Origin of the sequence: Pseudomonas sp. SCB32, from assembly GCF_009189165.1 — a bacterium.
Classification (GTDB): domain Bacteria; phylum Pseudomonadota; class Gammaproteobacteria; order Pseudomonadales; family Pseudomonadaceae; genus Pseudomonas.
This window is the reverse complement of record NZ_CP045118.1, coordinates 1,207,012-1,222,149: the sequence shown is the minus strand read 5'-3', so window position 1 is coordinate 1,222,149 and position 15,138 is coordinate 1,207,012. Positions and strand designations below refer to the sequence as shown.

The window sequence follows — 15,138 nt, the reverse complement described above, 5'->3', positions numbered from 1 at the left end:
CAGGCTCACAGAATAAGGTCGCGCAATTCATCCGGCAGGCCGCCGGGCTCTTTAATGGCTGCGAGATCGGCCTCGGCAACCGCATTCCACTTGTCTTCGTCCCACAGTTGGAACTTGTTCAGCTGACCGACCAGCATCGCCCGCTTGTCCAGGCCGGCGTATTCGCGAAGCCGTGGCGGAACGAGAAAGCGCCCGGCGCTATCCAGCTCAATATCCACGGCATTACCAATCAGCAAACGCTGCAGGCGCCGCGTTTCTTCACGCAGCGACGGCAGCTCACGCAGCTTGGCTTCAATGAGTTCCCATTCAGGGAGGGGGTATACGGTGAGGCAGGTGTCGACGGCATCGATGGTGACGATGAGCTGGCCATTGCACCGCGAAACGAGCTCGTCACGATACCGACTCGGCATCGCGAGGCGCCCTTTGGCGTCGAGACTAATGGCGTTAGCTCCGCGAAACACGTCAGCGCTTCCCCTGTGGCTGGCTATCCATGCCTGTTGATCCCACTTTTACCCACTTCGTACCACTTCCGCACACTATAGAAATCCGTGCTCCCCACCGTCAAGGCGAGCCAGATGGGAAAAATCCTTACAGGACCGAGATTTAGCGTGCTTTGGGAGGGTTTCGGGGGGAAATTTGACGCGCTGGAAAAGAGAAAAGCCCAGTATTTTCAAAACACTGGGCTTTCACACTTAAAGTGATTTCTTAACTTTGTAACTTCTTCCAATCAGCGACAAATGGTCATAGTGGGAAGAAGTGGGGGAAATGAGGTGAGAGTCGGTCTGTAAGCCGGGTTCTGTCGAGGACAGCCATTCCTCTGGGACATACATCACTGTATGCCTCAAGCGACCTACCCGAATCCAACGCGGGCCGCGCCAATGGATTCCTATTTGGTCTTGCTCCGAGTGGGGTTTACCTAGCCACGAACTGTTGCCAGCCGTGCGGTGCGCTCTTACCGCACCTTTTCACCCTTACCGGCGCTGTTGCGCTTAGGCGGTTATTTTCTGTGGCACTTTCCGTAGGCTCGCGCCTCCCAGGCGTTACCTGGCACTCTGCCCTATGGAGCCCGGACTTTCCTCCATCCCGTGATGGAACATCACGAAACAGCGACTGTCCAACCAACTCTCAGTCCGTAAGGTTAGCGGTTGGCGACGCTCAGAACAAGCTCAAGCCTTGCCCTGGCGCTCCAGCGCGATCTGATACAACTGGTTCTTGCGCGCTCCGGTGATCTCCGCCGCCAGTGCCGCCGCACGCTTCACCGGCAACTCGGCCAGCAATAGATCGAGCACGCGCAGCGTTTGCGCGTCCACCGCCTCAGCGCCTTCCGGCGCCGGCTTACCGGCCACCAGCAGCACACACTCGCCCCGCTGCTGATTGCTGTCGGCGGCGACGAATTCGCGCAACTCGCCCAGCGGCAGCCCCCTCAGGGTCTCGAAGGTCTTGGTCAGTTCCCGCGCCAACAGCGCCGGGCGCTCGCTGCCGAAGATCGATGCCATGTCCTCGATGCATTCCAGCACGCGGTGTGGCGCCTCATAGAAGATCAGCGTGCGCGGCTCTTCCAGCAGCGCTTCCAGCCGACCGCGACGCCCTGCGGCCTTGGCCGGCAGGAAGCCCTCGAAGACGAAGCGATCCGACGGCAATCCGGCGGCAGACAGCGCAGCGATCAACGCGCAGGCACCCGGCACCGGCACCACCTGAATACCTGCGGCACGCGCCTGGCGCACCAGGTGATAGCCCGGATCGGAGATCAGCGGCGTGCCCGCATCGGAAATCAGCGCGACATCCTCGCCGGCTTGTAGCTTGGTAAGGAAGCGGCCGCCCTGCTCCCGCTCATTGTGCTCGTGACAGGCCGCCAGCGGCGTCTCGATGCCGAAATGCTGCAGCAGGCGCACGGAGTGACGAGTATCTTCGGCCGCAATCAGCGCCACGTCAGCCAGCACCTTCAGCGCCCGCGCGCTGATGTCGTCCAGGTTGCCAATGGGAGTGGCCACCACATAGAGAGTGCCAAGAGTCACGCGCTAACCTCGCCGGAAGTATCTGAAAAAGCCGCATTGTATCCCGATTCCGGCAGCCGCCATCGCGTCACCCTCGCCGCTTCGGTACAATCGGCAGCTCTTTGAATGCGTCACGAGAAGCCCGATATGATCGCTCGCCTGCGCCCGCTATCCGCCCTGTTCCTTGCCGGCATGCTCGCCGCCTGCGCCTCGTCCCCGTCGTCCAATCTCGGCGAACTGCCGCGCACCCCGGACGCCAGCATCGAACAGCTGCTGCAGCAGGCCTCCACCGCCAAGCCCGACGAGGCTGCCGTGCTGCGTCTCTCCGCCGCCGACCTCGCGTACAAGCAGAAGGACTTTGGCCGCTCCACGCAGATCCTCGACCAGACACCGATGGACGGCCTGAAGCCGGCCCAGCAGGTCTACGCCAGCACCCTCCGCGCCCAGCTCGAACTGGCCCGCAACAAGCCCAAGGCTGCGCTGAAGGCCTTTGATAACCCGAACTTCCAGCGCCTGGGCGAAATGCCGGTGGAGCTGCAGGCCCGCGCCGGCATGGTCAAGGCCCAGGCCCTGGCCGCCGACGGCCAGACCCTTAGCGCCGCCCGCGAGCGTGTATTCATCGACCCGCTGCTCAATGCCGAAGCCAGCAAGAGCAACCACGAAGCCATCTGGGGCCTGGTCTCCAGCCTGCCGGTCGAGCAGCTGCAGCCCAACGGCAACGAAGGCGACCTGAACGGCTGGCTGGAACTGGCGCGCATCACCAAGACCTCGTCGACGCTAAAGGAACAACAGTCCAACATCGACAAGTGGGTCGCCCAGAACGCCGACCACCCGGCCGCCAAGCAACTGCCGGACGCCCTGACCAAGCTGAAGTCCCTGGCCGCCCAACCGCTGAACACCATCGGCCTGCTGCTGCCGCAACAAGGCCAGCTGGCTTCGGTATCCCGCGCACTGCAGGACGGCTTCCTGGCCGCCCATTACCAGGCCCAGAAAAGCGGCCAGGCGCAGCCGGCAATCAAGATCTACGACAGCAGCCAGGTCCGCTCGCTGGATGAGTTCTACCGCCAGGCCCAGGCCGACGGCGTCCAACTGGTCGTTGGCCCGCTGGAGAAGAACCTGGTCAAGCAGCTGAGCAGCCAGCAGCAACTGCCGATCACCACCCTCGCGCTGAACTACAGCGACGGCAACCAGGAAGGTCCGGCCCAGTTGTTCCAGTTCGGCCTGTCCGCCGAAGACGAAGCCCGCGAAGTTGCCAACCGCGCCTGGAGCGACGGTATGCGTCGCGCCGTGGCCCTGGTGCCGCGTGGCGAGTGGGGCGACCGCGTCCTGGCCTCCTTCAGCCGTAGCTGGCAGGCCGCCGGCGGCACCCTGATCGCCGCCGAGCACGTTGACCAGCCCGTCGAACTGGCCCGCCAGATCGCCGACCTGCTGCAACTGCGCCAGAGCGAAGGCCGCGCCAAGCGCCTGCAGGGCGTGCTCGACAGCAGCGTCGACACCCAACCGTCGCGCCGCCAGGACATTGACTTCATCTTCCTGGCCGCCACCCCGCAGCAGGCGCGCCAGATCAAGCCGACCCTGGCCTTCCAGTACGCCGGCGACCTCCCGGTCTACGCCACGTCCAACCTGTACACCGGCGTGAACAACCCGGCCCAGGACCAGGACCTGAACGGCATCCGCTTCTGCGAAACCCCTTGGCTGCTGGAGCCGAACAACCCGCTGCGTCAGCAAGTTGCCGCACAATGGCCGGCCGCCAACGGCAGCCTCGGTCGCCTCTACGCCATGGGTGCCGACGCCTACCAGCTGGCCCCGCGCCTGCCGGAGCTCAAGGCCGTGCCGAGCATGCAGGTCGACGGCCTGACCGGCACCCTGAGCATCAACGCCAGCCAGCGCATCGAGCGCCACCTGCCCTGGGCTGAGTTCAAGAACGGCCAGGTCCAACCGCTGGAGAACAGCGGTATTTGATCGGCAACAGCCCCTCCCAGAAGGCCGGGCGCGAGGCGGAAGCCAGCGCCCGCGCCCACCTCGAACTGCATGGGCTGCGCCTGATCGCGCAGAACTGGAACTGCCGCCGCGGCGAGCTCGATCTGGTCATGCTGGACGGCGATACAGTAGTATTCGTCGAAGTTCGCTCCCGCCGGCATGACGCCTGGGGAGGAGCGCTGGAAAGTGTGGACTCGCGCAAGCGTCAGCGCCTGGCCGCCGCCGCTGAACACTTCCTGCAACAGAACGCCCGCTGGAGCAGACACCCCTGCCGGTTCGACATCGTCGCCATCGACCGTCGAACCCCAGGCTCCGCAGGGCACTTGAACTGGATCCCCAACGCCTTTGACACCTGATCAGACGCCCGACGAAAGGTCATCCCTGATGGACATGCAATCCCGTATCCGCCAGCTCTTCCATGCCAGCATCGAGACCAAGCAACAGGCCACCGAGGTGCTCATCCCGCATATCGAGCAGGCCAGCATGGTGATGGTCAATGCCCTGCTGAACGAGGGCAAGATTCTCTCCTGCGGCAACGGCGGCTCCGCCGGCGACGCCCAGCACTTCTCCTCCGAGCTGCTGAACCGCTTCGAGCGTGAGCGTCCGAGCCTACCGGCGGTCGCCCTGACCACCGACAGCTCCACCATCACCTCGATCGCCAACGACTACAGCTACAACGAAGTCTTCTCCAAGCAGATCCGCGCACTGGGCCAGCCGGGCGACGTACTGCTGGCGATTTCCACCAGCGGTAACTCGGCGAACGTGATTCAGGCGATCCAGGCCGCACATGATCGCGAAATGCTTGTCGTAGCCCTGACCGGCCGCGACGGCGGCAACATGGCTTCGCTGCTGCTGCCCGAAGACGTGGAAATCCGCGTCCCGGCCAAGGTCACCGCACGCATCCAGGAAGTCCACCTGCTGGTCATCCACTGCCTGTGCGACCTCATCGACCGCCAACTGTTCGGGAGCGAAGAATGACCCGCACCCCACTGATCGCGGCCATGCTGGCCGTGACCATGGCCCTGGGTGGCTGCACCAGTTTCGTCAGCGCCACCCGCGACAAACCGATCGACGATGACAAGGGCACCCGCACCCTTGGCAGCAAGATCGACGACTCGCTGATCGAAACCAAGGTGGCGGTCAACATCGCCAAGGCCGATCCTGACCTCGACCGCAACTCCCATGTTGTGGTGATCAGCTACAACGGCGTCGTGCTGCTGGCCGGCCAGACCCCGCGCGCCGATCTGAAGAGCAAGGCCGAGCAGGCCGCGCGCGAGACCCAGAAGGTCAAGACCGTGCACAACGAGCTGCAGATCCTGCAGCCCTCCTCCCTGGCCGCACGCAGCAACGACACCTGGCTGACCACCAAGATCAAGAGCCAGATGCTCGCTGACGCCAACGTTCCCTCCACTCGCATCAAGATCCTGACCGAGAACGGCATCGTCTACATGCTGGGCCTGGTGACCAAACGCGAAGGAGACCTGGCGACCCAGGTAGTCCAGGGCGTGGATGGCGTACAGAAGATCGTTCGCCTGTTCGAGTACATCGACTGAGCAACGAACTGCAGACATGAAAAAGGCGACCCTCGGGTCGCCTTTTTTATTACTTCACCACCTTGAGACTCGGCCGGCCACTGGGCCGTGGCGGCTCGTCGAACGGGCCATCGTCCGGAAGGTCCTCGTCATCGGTCGGCACCGGCGGCTCCAGGTCGAAGACCATTCCCTGGCCGTTCTCCCGCGCATAAATGGCCAGGACGGCCTGGGACGGGATGTACAGGCTCTGGGCAACACCGCCGAAACGGCCTTCGAAGCTGACCGCCTCATTGTCCATCTGCAGGTGACGCACCGCCGAGGGCGAGACATTGAGCACGATCTGGCCATCACTGGCATAGCCCGGCGGCACGCGCACGCCAGGGTACTCGGAGTTCACCAGGATATGCGGGGTGCAGCCGTTATCGACGATCCACTCATAGAGGGCTCGCACGAGGTAGGGACGACTGGAGTTCATCATCAGGCTCCTTAGCGCATATCACGTTCGATAGAGGACAGGCTCGCACGGAAAGTTTCCCGCGCAAACTGCCGCTCCATGTAATCCAGCAACGGCTTGGCCGGGCGTGGCAATTCGATACCCAGAACCGGCAACCGCCAGAGGATTGGCAGCAGGCAACAGTCCACCAGGCTCAACTCCTCACTGAGGAAGAAGGGCTTGTCGGCGAACAGCGGCGATACACCCGTCAGGCTCTCACGCAATTCCTTTCTCGCCAAGGCACGCTCGGCGTCCTTCTGCCGCGAGTCGAGAATTCGATCCACCAGCGCACACCAGTCACGCTGGATTCGATGAATCAGCAGCCGGCTGTTGGCGCGAGCCACCGGATAGACCGGGAGCAACGGCGGGTGTGGATAACGCTCATCGAGATATTCCATGACCACCGTCGACTCGTAGAGCGAGAGATCGCGATCCACCAGAGTCGGCAGGCTGCCATAGGGATTCACTTCAGCGAGCTTGGCCGGAATAGTACCGGCCGGCACGTCGATGATGTCGGCGACGACACTCTTCTCGGCCAGAACCAGGCGCACGCGATGGCTGTAGTGGCAGGAAGGGTCGGAAAAACAGGTGAGCTTATTGATTGCGGCCATGCCGCGCGCCTCCTCGCAGATTCTACTTGTGGGAGGTAGAAAGACGCGCGCGCCCCGTAGGGCGCGCGCTTGTTACAGCTGGCAGTGCTTAGTGCACGTCCTTCCAGTATTCACGCTTGAGCAGATAGGCGAACACGAAGAAGAAGGCCAGGAACAGCAGGACGTAGGTGCCGATGCGGTGGGATTCCAGCTTGTTCGGGTCAGCCGAGTAAGCCAGGAAGGTCACCAGGTTCTTCACCTTTTCGTCGAACTGGGCTTCATTCAGCTGACCGGTCTTCGGAACGACGGTCAGTTGATCGCAGGCCTCGTGGGTCAGCGGGGTGCCGGTCAGAGGATCGTACTGCTTCTTGCCATTCTCGACGACCTGAACCTGCTTGCAGCCGACGACCTGACGACCCTGGACACTGGCCAGCACGTTCGGCATGCCGACGTTCGGGAAGACCTTGTTGTTCACGCCCCACGGACGCTTGGGATCTTCATAGAACGAACGCAGGTAGGTGTACAGCCAGTCGCTGCCGCGCACGCGGGCTACCAGGGTCAGGTCCGGCGGAGCAGCGCCGAACCATACCTTGGCGTCAGCCGGCTTCATGCCGACGTCCATGTGATCGCCGATCTTCGCACCGGTGAACACCAGGTGGCTCATCATCAGCTCTTCCGGGATACCCAGGTCCTTGCCGACACGCTCATAGCGCTGGAACTTGGCGCTGTGGCAGCCCATGCAGTAGTTGGCGAAGGTACGTGCGCCGTCCTGCATGGCAGCCTTGTCGGTCAGGTCGATATCGACGTGATCGAGCTCAGGACCCGCTTCGTTGGCGAATGCGAATACCGGCAGGAAAGCCAGAATCAATGCTGCGAATTGCTTTTTCATCAGCCAGTCACCCTTTCCGGAACCGGTTTGGTCTTCTCCATCCGGGTGTAGAACGGCATCAGGATGAAGAAGGCGAAATACAGAATGGTGCACAGGCGCGACAGCGTGGTACCCAGCGGCGACGGCGCCTGGGAGCCGTAGTAGCCGAGGATCACGAAGGAAATCGCGAAGATCACCAGCCAGATCTTGCTCAGCCAGCCCTTGTAGCGGATCGAGCGAACCGGGCTACGGTCAAGCCACGGCAGCACGAACAGGATCGCGATGGCAGCGCCCATGGCGACTACACCCATCAGCTTGTCCGGAACGGCACGGAGAATGGCGTAGAACGGAGTGAAGTACCAAACCGGCGCAATGTGCGGCGGGGTCTTGAACTGGTTCGCCATCTCGAAGTTGGGCTTCTCGAGGAAGTAACCGCCCATTTCCGGGAAGAAGAAGATCACGGTGCAGAAGATGAACAGGAAGACCACGACACCGACGATGTCCTTGACGGTGTAGTACGGGTGGAAGGCAATGCCGTCCAGCGGTACGCCGTTCTCGTCCTTCTTCTTCTTGATGTCCACGCCGTCCGGGTTGTTCGAACCGACTTCGTGCAGCGCCAGGATGTGCAGCACGACGAGGCCGAGCAGGACGATCGGCAGGGCGATCACGTGCAGGGCGAAGAAGCGGTTCAGGGTGATGCCGGAGATCAGGAAGTCACCGCGAATCCACTGGGCCAGGTCGTTACCAACGACCGGAATGGCACCGAACAGCGAGATGATCACCTGGGCACCCCAGTAGGACATCTGGCCCCAGGGCAGCAGGTAGCCCATGAAGGCCTCGGCCATCAGGGCGAGGTAGATCAGCATGCCGAAGATCCACACCAGCTCGCGCGGCTTCTGGTAGGAGCCGTAGAGCAGGCCGCGGAACATGTGCAGGTAGACCACGATGAAGAACGCCGATGCACCGGTGGAGTGCATGTAGCGGATGATCCACCCGTAGTCGACATCTCGCATGATGTACTCGACGGAGGCGAAGGCCTCTTCCGCCGACGGGGTGAAGCTCATGGTCAGCCAGATACCAGTGAGGATCTGGTTGACCAGGACCAGCAGCGCCAGCGAACCGAAGAAGTACCAGAAGTTGAAGTTCTTCGGTGCGTAGTACTTGCTTAGATGGTCTTCCCACATCTTGGTCGCGGGGAAGCGGGCATCGACCCAAGCCATGAACTTGTTCATCAGGCTTTCTCCTGGTCCACACCGATGGTCAACTCATCACCATCCAGCGTATAGGGCGGAATCGGCAGGTTCAGGGGCGCGGGCTGCCCCTTGTAAACGCGGCCGGCGAGGTCGTAATGGGAGCCGTGGCAGGGGCAGAAGTAGCCACCCTTCCAGTCCGGACCGAGGTCCGCAGGAGCGACCTCAGGGCGGAAGGTCGGCGAGCAGCCCAGGTGGGTGCAGATACCGACGATCACGGCCAGCTCCGGCTTGATCGAACGCAGCTTGGGATCGACGTAGGCTGGCTGCTCCGAAGCCTTGGACTCGGGGTCGGCCAGTTGCCCGTCGAGGGTCGGCAGAGCGTCCAGCATTTCCTTGGTGCGATGCACCAGGAACACCGGCTTGCCGCGCCACTCAGCGATAACCTGCTGGCCCGGCTCGATCTTCCCTACGTTGACCTTCACCGGCGCGCCAGCGGCCTTCGCCTTGGCACTGGGGAACCATGACCCCACGAACGGGACCGCAGCTCCGACCGCTCCTGCCGCACCAACCACCGAGGTGGCCGCGACAAGGAAGCGACGCCGGCCTGCATTCACGCCGTCATTACTCATTCAGTCGTCTCCCATCAGCTTCAAGCCTGTTCAGTTCAGGCTTTTAAGTAAAAATTCGAGCCGCGCAAAAAATTCGCCAAATGGTAAAGAAAAGCCCTTGTGCTGACAAGGTAATAGCCAGATACGAAGTTGGCGAAACCCTTGCGGGACGGGGCCCGCACGGATGCGACACCTTGCCGCACGAACAAATTACAGACATAAAAAAACGCCCAGTCCAAAGGATCTGGGCGTTTTTTTTCGAAGCGTCGTATTAACGCTTGGAGTACTGCGGACGCTTACGCGCTTTACGCAGACCGACTTTCTTACGTTCAACTTCGCGAGCGTCGCGAGTGACGTAGCCGGCCTTACGCAGCGGGCTGCGCAGGGTCTCGTCGTATTCGATCAGAGCGCGGGTGATACCGTGACGGATCGCACCAGCTTGACCGCTCACGCCACCGCCAACGACGGTAACGTAGATATCGAACTTCTCGGTGTTCTCGGTCAGCTCGAGCGGCTGACGGACAACCATGCGAGCGGTCTCACGACCGAAGAACTGCTCGATGCTGCGGTTGTTGATGGAGATCTTGCCAGTGCCCGGACGCAGGAAGACGCGAGCGGTAGCGGTCTTACGACGGCCAGTGCCGTAATTTTGAGTCGCCGACATAATGAGCTATCCCGTTAAATCTTCAGTTCTTGAGGCTGCTGAGCGGTGTGCGGGTGGCTGGCACCCTTGTACACTTTCAGCTTGCGGTACATGTCGCGGCCCAGCGGGTTCTTCGGCAGCATGCCTTTTACGGCAGTCTCGATAACACGCTCAGGAGCCTTGGCGATCAGCTTCTCGAAGTTGATCGACTTGATACCGCCCGGGAAGCCCGAGTGATGGTAGTACATCTTGTCGGTAGCTTTGGCGCCAGTGACACGAACCTGCTCGGCGTTGATGACGACGATGTAGTCGCCGGTGTCAACGTGCGGGGTGTATTCCGGCTTGTGCTTGCCGCGCAGGCGGGTAGCAATCTCGGTAGCCAGACGACCCAGGGTCAGGCCAGCAGCGTCGACGACGAACCAGTCGCGCTTAACAGTTTCTGGTTTCGCGGTATAAGTTTTCATTCGTTATAGCCTCAGGGGCCGCCTGAAAATAAGACGGCGAATCTTACTGGACAGTGGTTGCCTTGACAAGTCAAGGACAGCCGAAGACAGACACGAATTGGGGCTCGGGTCGGTGTGCGTCCGTAACGACTAGATGTATCGATCGGCAGGCTTGGCATCCCCCACCGATGAAAGGCTGCGGAATTATGCAGATTCCGGCAGAATTTTCAACCGTGTCACGCACTTGTTTTCATGAGGAGACCTGCATGGAGTACCGCCCGCTCGACCGCACCGATCTGAATGTCAGCGCACTCTGCCTGGGGACCATGACCTGGGGCGAGCAGAATACCGAGAGCGAAGCCTTCGCCCAGATCGAGCGGGCCAAGGCCGCCGGTCTGAATTTCATCGATACCGCCGAGATGTACCCGGTTCCTCCCCGCGCGGAAACCTACAGCCGCACCGAGCAGATCATCGGCAACTGGTTCCGCCAGCGCGGCGATCGCGCCGACTGGATTCTCGCCAGCAAGATCGCCGGTCCCGGCAACTCCATCAGCCATATTCGCGACGGCCAGCTCAAGCACGACCGCAGGAATATCGTCGAAGCGCTCGACGGCAGCCTCAAGCGCCTGCACACCGACTGGATCGACCTCTACCAACTGCACTGGCCCGAGCGCAGCACCAATTTCTTCGGCCAACTGGGCTACCAGCACAAGGAAGAAAGCTTCACGGCGCTGGAAGACACCCTGGAAGCGCTCGACGAGCAGGTACGGGCCGGCAAGATCCGCCATATCGGCCTGTCCAACGAGACACCCTGGGGCACCATGCGCTTCCTGCAGATTGCCCAGGAACGCGGCTGGCCGCGCGCCGTGTCGATCCAGAACCCCTACAACCTGCTCAACCGGAGCTTCGAGGTGGGTCTGGCGGAAATCTCGATCCGCGAGCAGATTGGCCTGCTGGCCTATTCGCCGATGGCCTTCGGCATGCTCTCGGGCAAGTACTTCGGCGGCGCCCGCCCGGCTAATGCGCGGATCACCCTGTTCAGCCGCTTCACCCGCTACACCAACCCGCAGACCGCCAGCGCCTGCGACCGCTACGTGACCCTGGCCCGAGAGCACGGCCTGGACCCGGCGCAGATGGCCCTGGCCTTCGTCACCCGCCAGCCGTTCGTGACCAGCAACATCATCGGCGCCACCAACCTCGAGCAACTGGAAGCCAACCTCGGCAGCTTCGACCTGAAGCTCTCCGATGAGGTGCTGGCCGGCATCGAGGCGATCCACAAGGACCAGCCGAACCCGGCGCCCTGACAGCCTCCAGGAAACTAAAAAGCCCGGCCGATGCCGGGCTTTTTCATCGGTGCCGGCTACAGCGAGCGAGCGATGATCTCCTTCATGATCTCGTTGGTACCGGCATAGATGCGCTGCACCCGTGCGTCGGCCCAGGCGCGGGCGATCGGGTACTCCCACATGAAGCCGTAGCCACCGTGCAGCTGCACGCATTCGTCGAGTACCTTGCACTGCAGGTCAGTGGTCCAGTACTTGGCCATCGCCGCGGTCGGCACATCCAGCTTGCCCTCCAGATGCTGCTCCAGGCAGCGGTCGACGAAGACCCGGCCGACCTGGATCTCGGTGGCCATTTCCGCCAGCTTGAAGCGGGTGTTCTGGAAGTCCGCGATGGATTTGCCGAACGCCTTGCGGTCACGGGTATAGTCCAGCGTCCATTTCAGCGCCGCCTCGGCCGAGGCCAGTGCGCCGAGGGCCACGGTCAGGCGCTCCTGGGGCAGCTCCTGCATCAGGTAGATGAACCCCTGCCCGTCCTTGCCCAGCAGGTTTTCCTTGGGAATGCGCACGTCCTGGAAGAACAGCTCGGAGGTGTCCTGGGCCTTCATGCCAACCTTTTCCAGGCGCTTGCCCTTGGAGAAGCCCTGCGTGCCCGCCTCCACCAGGAACAGGCTGGTGCCCTTGGCGCCAGCCTTGGGGTCGGTCTTGGCGACCACGATCACCAGGTCGGCCAGCCAGCCGTTGGTGATGAAGGTCTTCGAGCCGTTGATCACGTACTCGTCGCCGTCCAGCACCGCGGTGGTCTTCACGCCCTGCAGGTCGGAGCCGGCGCCCGGCTCGGTCATGGCGATGGCCGAGACCATCTCGCCGGAGACCAGCTTGGGCAGGTAGCGCTGCTTCAGCTCTTCACTGCCGTAGTGAAGGATGTAGGGCGCGACGATGTCCGAATGCAGGGAGAAGCCGATGCCGGTCAGACCCAACCGGCCGATCTCCTCGATCACCACGGCGCTGTAGAGGAAGTCCGCCGCCATGCCGCCGTAAGCCTCGGGCAGGTGCGAGCAGAGCATCCCCGCCTCGCCGGCCTTGTTCCACAGCCGACGGTCGACGTGGCCGTCCTTTTCCCACTGGGCATGGAAGGGCACCGCCTCCTGTTCGAGGAACTTGCGGACGCTGTCACGGAACAGCTCGTGGTCGGAACTGAACAGGGTTCTTGGAATCATGCGCTGCACCTGCGGATCGATTGTAGGAATTATTGGAAGGCCGACTGTAGGACAGCGCGAACCGCTCTGCACTGGACACTTTCGCCAAAAAATAAGACGATCCAGCCGCATCATGACCACTTTAGCGTCATGCCGAGACATCCATAAGAAGTACAAGAATCGATGCCCACCCCCGTTTCCAATCGGCTGCGCCGCGTCAGCATCCTCGCCACCCACGGCGTTTTCGGCTCCACCCTGATGCAGGCCAAGGACTTCTTCCACATGGCCAGCCTGCGCCACGGCCGCCAGCAAGGCCTTGGCCTGAACCCCAGCTTCGAAACCCGCATCATCAGCCCTGACGGCAAGCCCGTGGTCAGCTTCAGCGGCGACACGCTGCCGGTGCAGGGCGCGCTTGATGAGCCGGAACTGGTGATCCTCCCCGCCTTCTGGGGCGACTTCGACGAACTCCTGAGCCATTACCCCGAGGTACTGCCCTGGCTGCGCGAGCGCCACGCGGCCGGCTGCGTGCTCTGCGGCGAGGTATCCGGCGTGTTCTGGCTGGCCGAGGCCGGCTTGCTCGACGGCAAGGAAGCGACCACCTACTGGCGCTTCTTCCGCGAATTCGCCGAGCGCTATCCGAAGGTGCTGCTCAACCAGGAAAAGCACCTCGCCGACGCCGACAATATCTACAGCGCCGGCGGCCTGACGTCGGTCCGCGACCTGTACATCTACCTGATCGAACACTTCTGCGGCGCCGCCGTCGCCCAGGGCGTGGCCCGCGACATCCTCTACGAAGTGCAGCGCAGCTACACGCCTGGTCGTCTCGGCTTCGGCGGGCAGAAACTGCACCACGACCCGGCGATCCTGCAGATCCAGCACTGGCTCGAAGAACACTTCTCCGACAAGTTTCGCTTCGAGGACGTGGCCCGCGACCACGGCATGAGCATCCGCAACTTCATGCGGCGCTTCCAGGCGGCCACCGGCGACAAACCGCTGCACTACCTGCAGCGCCTGCGCATCGAGACCGCGCGCAACCTGCTGTCGACCACCCGCAAGAGCATCAAGACTATCAGCTACGAAGTCGGCTACGACGACGCCAGCTTTTTCGCCCGACTGTTCCGCCAGCACACCGGACTGTCGCCGAACCATTACCGACGCCAGTACGAACAGAAGGAAGCCTGAAACAGGCCATCCCTAGGATGGGTTCACGGACTCGGGAGGCGCCCTATGATCGGGGCAGCTTTCGACAACAAGAACCCGACGGGATATCGCCATGCGCCGCTTTCTGCTTGCCCTGCTGGCCGCCTTCAGCCTGAACGCTGTGGCGGACGACACCTGGAAACCCTTCCCCTACGACCAGAGCGCCTTCGACTACAGCGGCGACAAGCTGCGCGCCGCCTGGCCGAAACTGACCCGCGGCTTCGGCAACTACCCCTTCCCTGATGCCGACTGGGTCGTGACCATGGCCACCCAGCATCCCGACGCGCTGGAGAAGACCGTGACCGCCGGCACCGGCTTCACCGGCAAGCCGGAGGAAGCGCAGGTCTATGCCGAGAAACTGCAGGGCGTATGGCGCAAGGTGTTCCGCGGCGACTTCGCCCAGGCCAAGAAAGACGGCCTGGCGCTGGGCGTCGGCGGCCAGGTGCCGGCGATGTTCGCCCAGACCCTCTACGCCCTTTTCCTGGCACCGACCCAGGAGGAAAAACAGCGACTGCTGGAAGAGGTGATCAGCTACACCGACCAGGCTGGCCCGCTGCTCAACGCCGACCCCATCGCACAGTTCGGCCGCGCCTACGCCAAGGCGCGCCTGGCCGAGGACCTGCCGGTACCGGTGGTACTCAAGCGCGGCTATACCGGTGAAATTCCCAAGGAACTGGACGCCCTGCTGGCCAAGCAGCCCAACCAGCCGTTCGCCCTGGCGCTCTACGGCGGCTACGAGGCTGGTGTGATCCGCAAGGTCGGAAAGCTGGTGGGCAAGATGACTTATGGGGTCAGCGCCGACCAGATGGAGCAGTACTTCGCCCGCTCCTTCCGCGCCGCCAGCGACCTGCCGATTGGACACTACGAATATGCCAACGCACTGACCTACGTGTACGGCGGGGATGAGGAGCAGAAGGCGCTGGATCAGTTGAAGAAGGCCACCGCGATCCAGCCAATCAATGCCATGGAAGCGCTGGAAGTGGCGCATGCCAAGCAGTTGTTGAAGAAGGCACAGCAGGAGATGGCGCAGCGCTGACAATGGGATATCCCTGTAGGAGCGGACTTTGTCCGCGATCGCGGGCATGGCCCGCTCCTACAGGAAGCTCGGCACGATCAGC

17 protein-coding genes and 1 other RNA gene are annotated in these 15,138 nt (G+C 62.4%); 7 read left to right on the top strand and 11 right to left on the bottom strand.

The genetic code is table 11. The features are described 5' to 3' along the window. Positions 1-5: 5 nt before the first annotated feature. From mraZ to rsmI, 3 genes are all read right to left on the bottom strand, one after another. Positions 6-461: a division/cell wall cluster transcriptional repressor MraZ gene (gene mraZ / locus GA645_RS05710; protein ID WP_152220742.1), complete on the bottom strand. Its 456-nt coding sequence runs from the start codon at positions 459-461 to the stop codon at positions 6-8. A 308-nt stretch (positions 462-769) separates the two neighbouring features. Further along, positions 770-1,126, bottom strand: an RNA gene (gene rnpB / locus GA645_RS05705) — RNase P RNA component class A. 40 nt (positions 1,127-1,166) lie between these two features. Next, complete coding sequence (gene rsmI / locus GA645_RS05700; protein ID WP_152220740.1) at positions 1,167-2,015, bottom strand: 16S rRNA (cytidine(1402)-2'-O)-methyltransferase; 849 nt, start codon at positions 2,013-2,015, stop codon at positions 1,167-1,169. A gap of 126 nt (positions 2,016-2,141) precedes the next feature. Here rsmI and GA645_RS05695 point away from each other — a divergent pair, with 126 nt between their 5' ends. The 4 genes from GA645_RS05695 to GA645_RS05680 are packed head-to-tail and all read left to right on the top strand — an operon-like array spanning position 2,142 to position 5,527. Further along, complete coding sequence (locus GA645_RS05695) at positions 2,142-3,956, top strand: penicillin-binding protein activator (RefSeq protein ID WP_152220737.1); 1,815 nt, start codon at positions 2,142-2,144, stop codon at positions 3,954-3,956. Further along, complete coding sequence (locus GA645_RS05690) at positions 3,953-4,330, top strand: YraN family protein (RefSeq protein WP_152220736.1); 378 nt, start codon at positions 3,953-3,955, stop codon at positions 4,328-4,330. Before GA645_RS05695 ends, GA645_RS05690 begins: the two co-directional genes overlap by 4 nt. A gap of 28 nt (positions 4,331-4,358) precedes the next feature. Further along, positions 4,359-4,952: a phosphoheptose isomerase gene (locus GA645_RS05685; RefSeq protein WP_152220734.1), complete on the top strand. Its 594-nt coding sequence runs from the start codon at positions 4,359-4,361 to the stop codon at positions 4,950-4,952. Continuing rightward, positions 4,949-5,527, top strand: a complete 579-nt coding sequence (locus GA645_RS05680) for a BON domain-containing protein (RefSeq protein ID WP_152220732.1) — start codon at positions 4,949-4,951, stop codon at positions 5,525-5,527. The genes GA645_RS05685 and GA645_RS05680 overlap by 4 nt, the downstream gene beginning before the upstream one ends. Positions 5,528-5,576: 49 nt before the next feature. Here GA645_RS05680 and GA645_RS05675 read toward each other — a convergent pair whose 3' ends face one another. The 7 genes from GA645_RS05675 to rplM form a co-directional block, all read right to left on the bottom strand. After that, a complete protein-coding gene (locus GA645_RS05675) occupies positions 5,577-5,981 on the bottom strand; it encodes a ClpXP protease specificity-enhancing factor (RefSeq protein WP_152227938.1) in 405 nt (134 codons plus the stop codon). 11 nt (positions 5,982-5,992) lie between these two features. Further along, positions 5,993-6,610 (bottom strand): glutathione S-transferase N-terminal domain-containing protein, encoded by a 618-nt coding sequence (locus tag GA645_RS05670; protein ID WP_152220730.1) that lies wholly within the window; start codon positions 6,608-6,610, stop codon positions 5,993-5,995. Positions 6,611-6,698: 88 nt separating this feature from the next. Continuing rightward, entirely contained in the window at positions 6,699-7,478 is a 780-nt protein-coding gene (locus tag GA645_RS05665; RefSeq protein WP_152220728.1) for a cytochrome c1, read from the bottom strand. Further along, on the bottom strand, positions 7,478-8,689 hold the full coding sequence (locus GA645_RS05660; protein WP_152220726.1) for a cytochrome bc complex cytochrome b subunit: 1,212 nt from the start codon (positions 8,687-8,689) through the stop codon (positions 7,478-7,480). Before GA645_RS05660 ends, GA645_RS05665 begins: the two co-directional genes overlap by 1 nt. Beyond that, positions 8,689-9,279 (bottom strand): ubiquinol-cytochrome c reductase iron-sulfur subunit, encoded by a 591-nt coding sequence (gene petA / locus GA645_RS05655; RefSeq protein WP_152220724.1) that lies wholly within the window; start codon positions 9,277-9,279, stop codon positions 8,689-8,691. Before petA ends, GA645_RS05660 begins: the two co-directional genes overlap by 1 nt. Positions 9,280-9,529: 250 nt before the next feature. Next, positions 9,530-9,922, bottom strand: a complete 393-nt coding sequence (rpsI, locus tag GA645_RS05650) for a 30S ribosomal protein S9 (RefSeq protein WP_017518120.1) — start codon at positions 9,920-9,922, stop codon at positions 9,530-9,532. Between the two features lie 14 nt (positions 9,923-9,936). After that, a complete protein-coding gene (gene rplM / locus GA645_RS05645) occupies positions 9,937-10,365 on the bottom strand; it encodes a 50S ribosomal protein L13 (RefSeq protein WP_152220722.1) in 429 nt (142 codons plus the stop codon). A 245-nt stretch (positions 10,366-10,610) separates the two neighbouring features. Here rplM and GA645_RS05640 point away from each other — a divergent pair, with 245 nt between their 5' ends. Then, on the top strand, positions 10,611-11,648 hold the full coding sequence (locus tag GA645_RS05640; RefSeq protein WP_152220720.1) for an NADP(H)-dependent aldo-keto reductase: 1,038 nt from the start codon (positions 10,611-10,613) through the stop codon (positions 11,646-11,648). 56 nt (positions 11,649-11,704) lie between these two features. Here the strand turns inward: GA645_RS05640 and GA645_RS05635 are convergent, their stop codons facing one another. Beyond that, on the bottom strand, positions 11,705-12,850 hold the full coding sequence (locus GA645_RS05635; RefSeq protein ID WP_178119491.1) for an acyl-CoA dehydrogenase family protein: 1,146 nt from the start codon (positions 12,848-12,850) through the stop codon (positions 11,705-11,707). 252 nt (positions 12,851-13,102) lie between these two features. On the opposite strand from GA645_RS05635, the gene GA645_RS05630 reads away from it, so the two are divergent. Together GA645_RS05630 and GA645_RS05625 are read left to right on the top strand one after the other, a co-directional pair. Beyond that, a complete protein-coding gene (locus GA645_RS05630) occupies positions 13,103-14,002 on the top strand; it encodes a GlxA family transcriptional regulator (protein WP_178119614.1) in 900 nt (299 codons plus the stop codon). A 91-nt stretch (positions 14,003-14,093) separates the two neighbouring features. After that, positions 14,094-15,056, top strand: coding sequence for a hypothetical protein (locus GA645_RS05625; RefSeq protein ID WP_152220714.1), 963 nt, complete (start codon positions 14,094-14,096; stop codon positions 15,054-15,056). Positions 15,057-15,138: the final 82 nt, after the last annotated feature.

Coding starts and splice junctions, on each gene's coding strand:
- GA645_RS05695 (WP_152220737.1), top strand. CDS start 2,142: ATGATCGCTCGCCTGCGCCCGCTATCCGCCCTGTTCCTTGCCGGCATG.
- GA645_RS05685 (WP_152220734.1), top strand. CDS start 4,359: ATGGACATGCAATCCCGTATCCGCCAGCTCTTCCATGCCAGCATCGAG.
- GA645_RS05680 (WP_152220732.1), top strand. CDS start 4,949: ATGACCCGCACCCCACTGATCGCGGCCATGCTGGCCGTGACCATGGCC.
- GA645_RS05675 (WP_152227938.1), bottom strand. CDS start 5,981: ATGAACTCCAGTCGTCCCTACCTCGTGCGAGCCCTCTATGAGTGGATC.
- GA645_RS05670 (WP_152220730.1), bottom strand. CDS start 6,610: ATGGCCGCAATCAATAAGCTCACCTGTTTTTCCGACCCTTCCTGCCAC.
- GA645_RS05665 (WP_152220728.1), bottom strand. CDS start 7,478: ATGAAAAAGCAATTCGCAGCATTGATTCTGGCTTTCCTGCCGGTATTC.
- GA645_RS05660 (WP_152220726.1), bottom strand. CDS start 8,689: ATGAACAAGTTCATGGCTTGGGTCGATGCCCGCTTCCCCGCGACCAAG.
- petA (WP_152220724.1), bottom strand. CDS start 9,279: ATGAGTAATGACGGCGTGAATGCAGGCCGGCGTCGCTTCCTTGTCGCG.
- rpsI (WP_017518120.1), bottom strand. CDS start 9,922: ATGTCGGCGACTCAAAATTACGGCACTGGCCGTCGTAAGACCGCTACC.
- rplM (WP_152220722.1), bottom strand. CDS start 10,365: ATGAAAACTTATACCGCGAAACCAGAAACTGTTAAGCGCGACTGGTTC.
- GA645_RS05640 (WP_152220720.1), top strand. CDS start 10,611: ATGGAGTACCGCCCGCTCGACCGCACCGATCTGAATGTCAGCGCACTC.
- GA645_RS05630 (WP_178119614.1), top strand. CDS start 13,103: ATGGCCAGCCTGCGCCACGGCCGCCAGCAAGGCCTTGGCCTGAACCCC.
- GA645_RS05625 (WP_152220714.1), top strand. CDS start 14,094: ATGCGCCGCTTTCTGCTTGCCCTGCTGGCCGCCTTCAGCCTGAACGCT.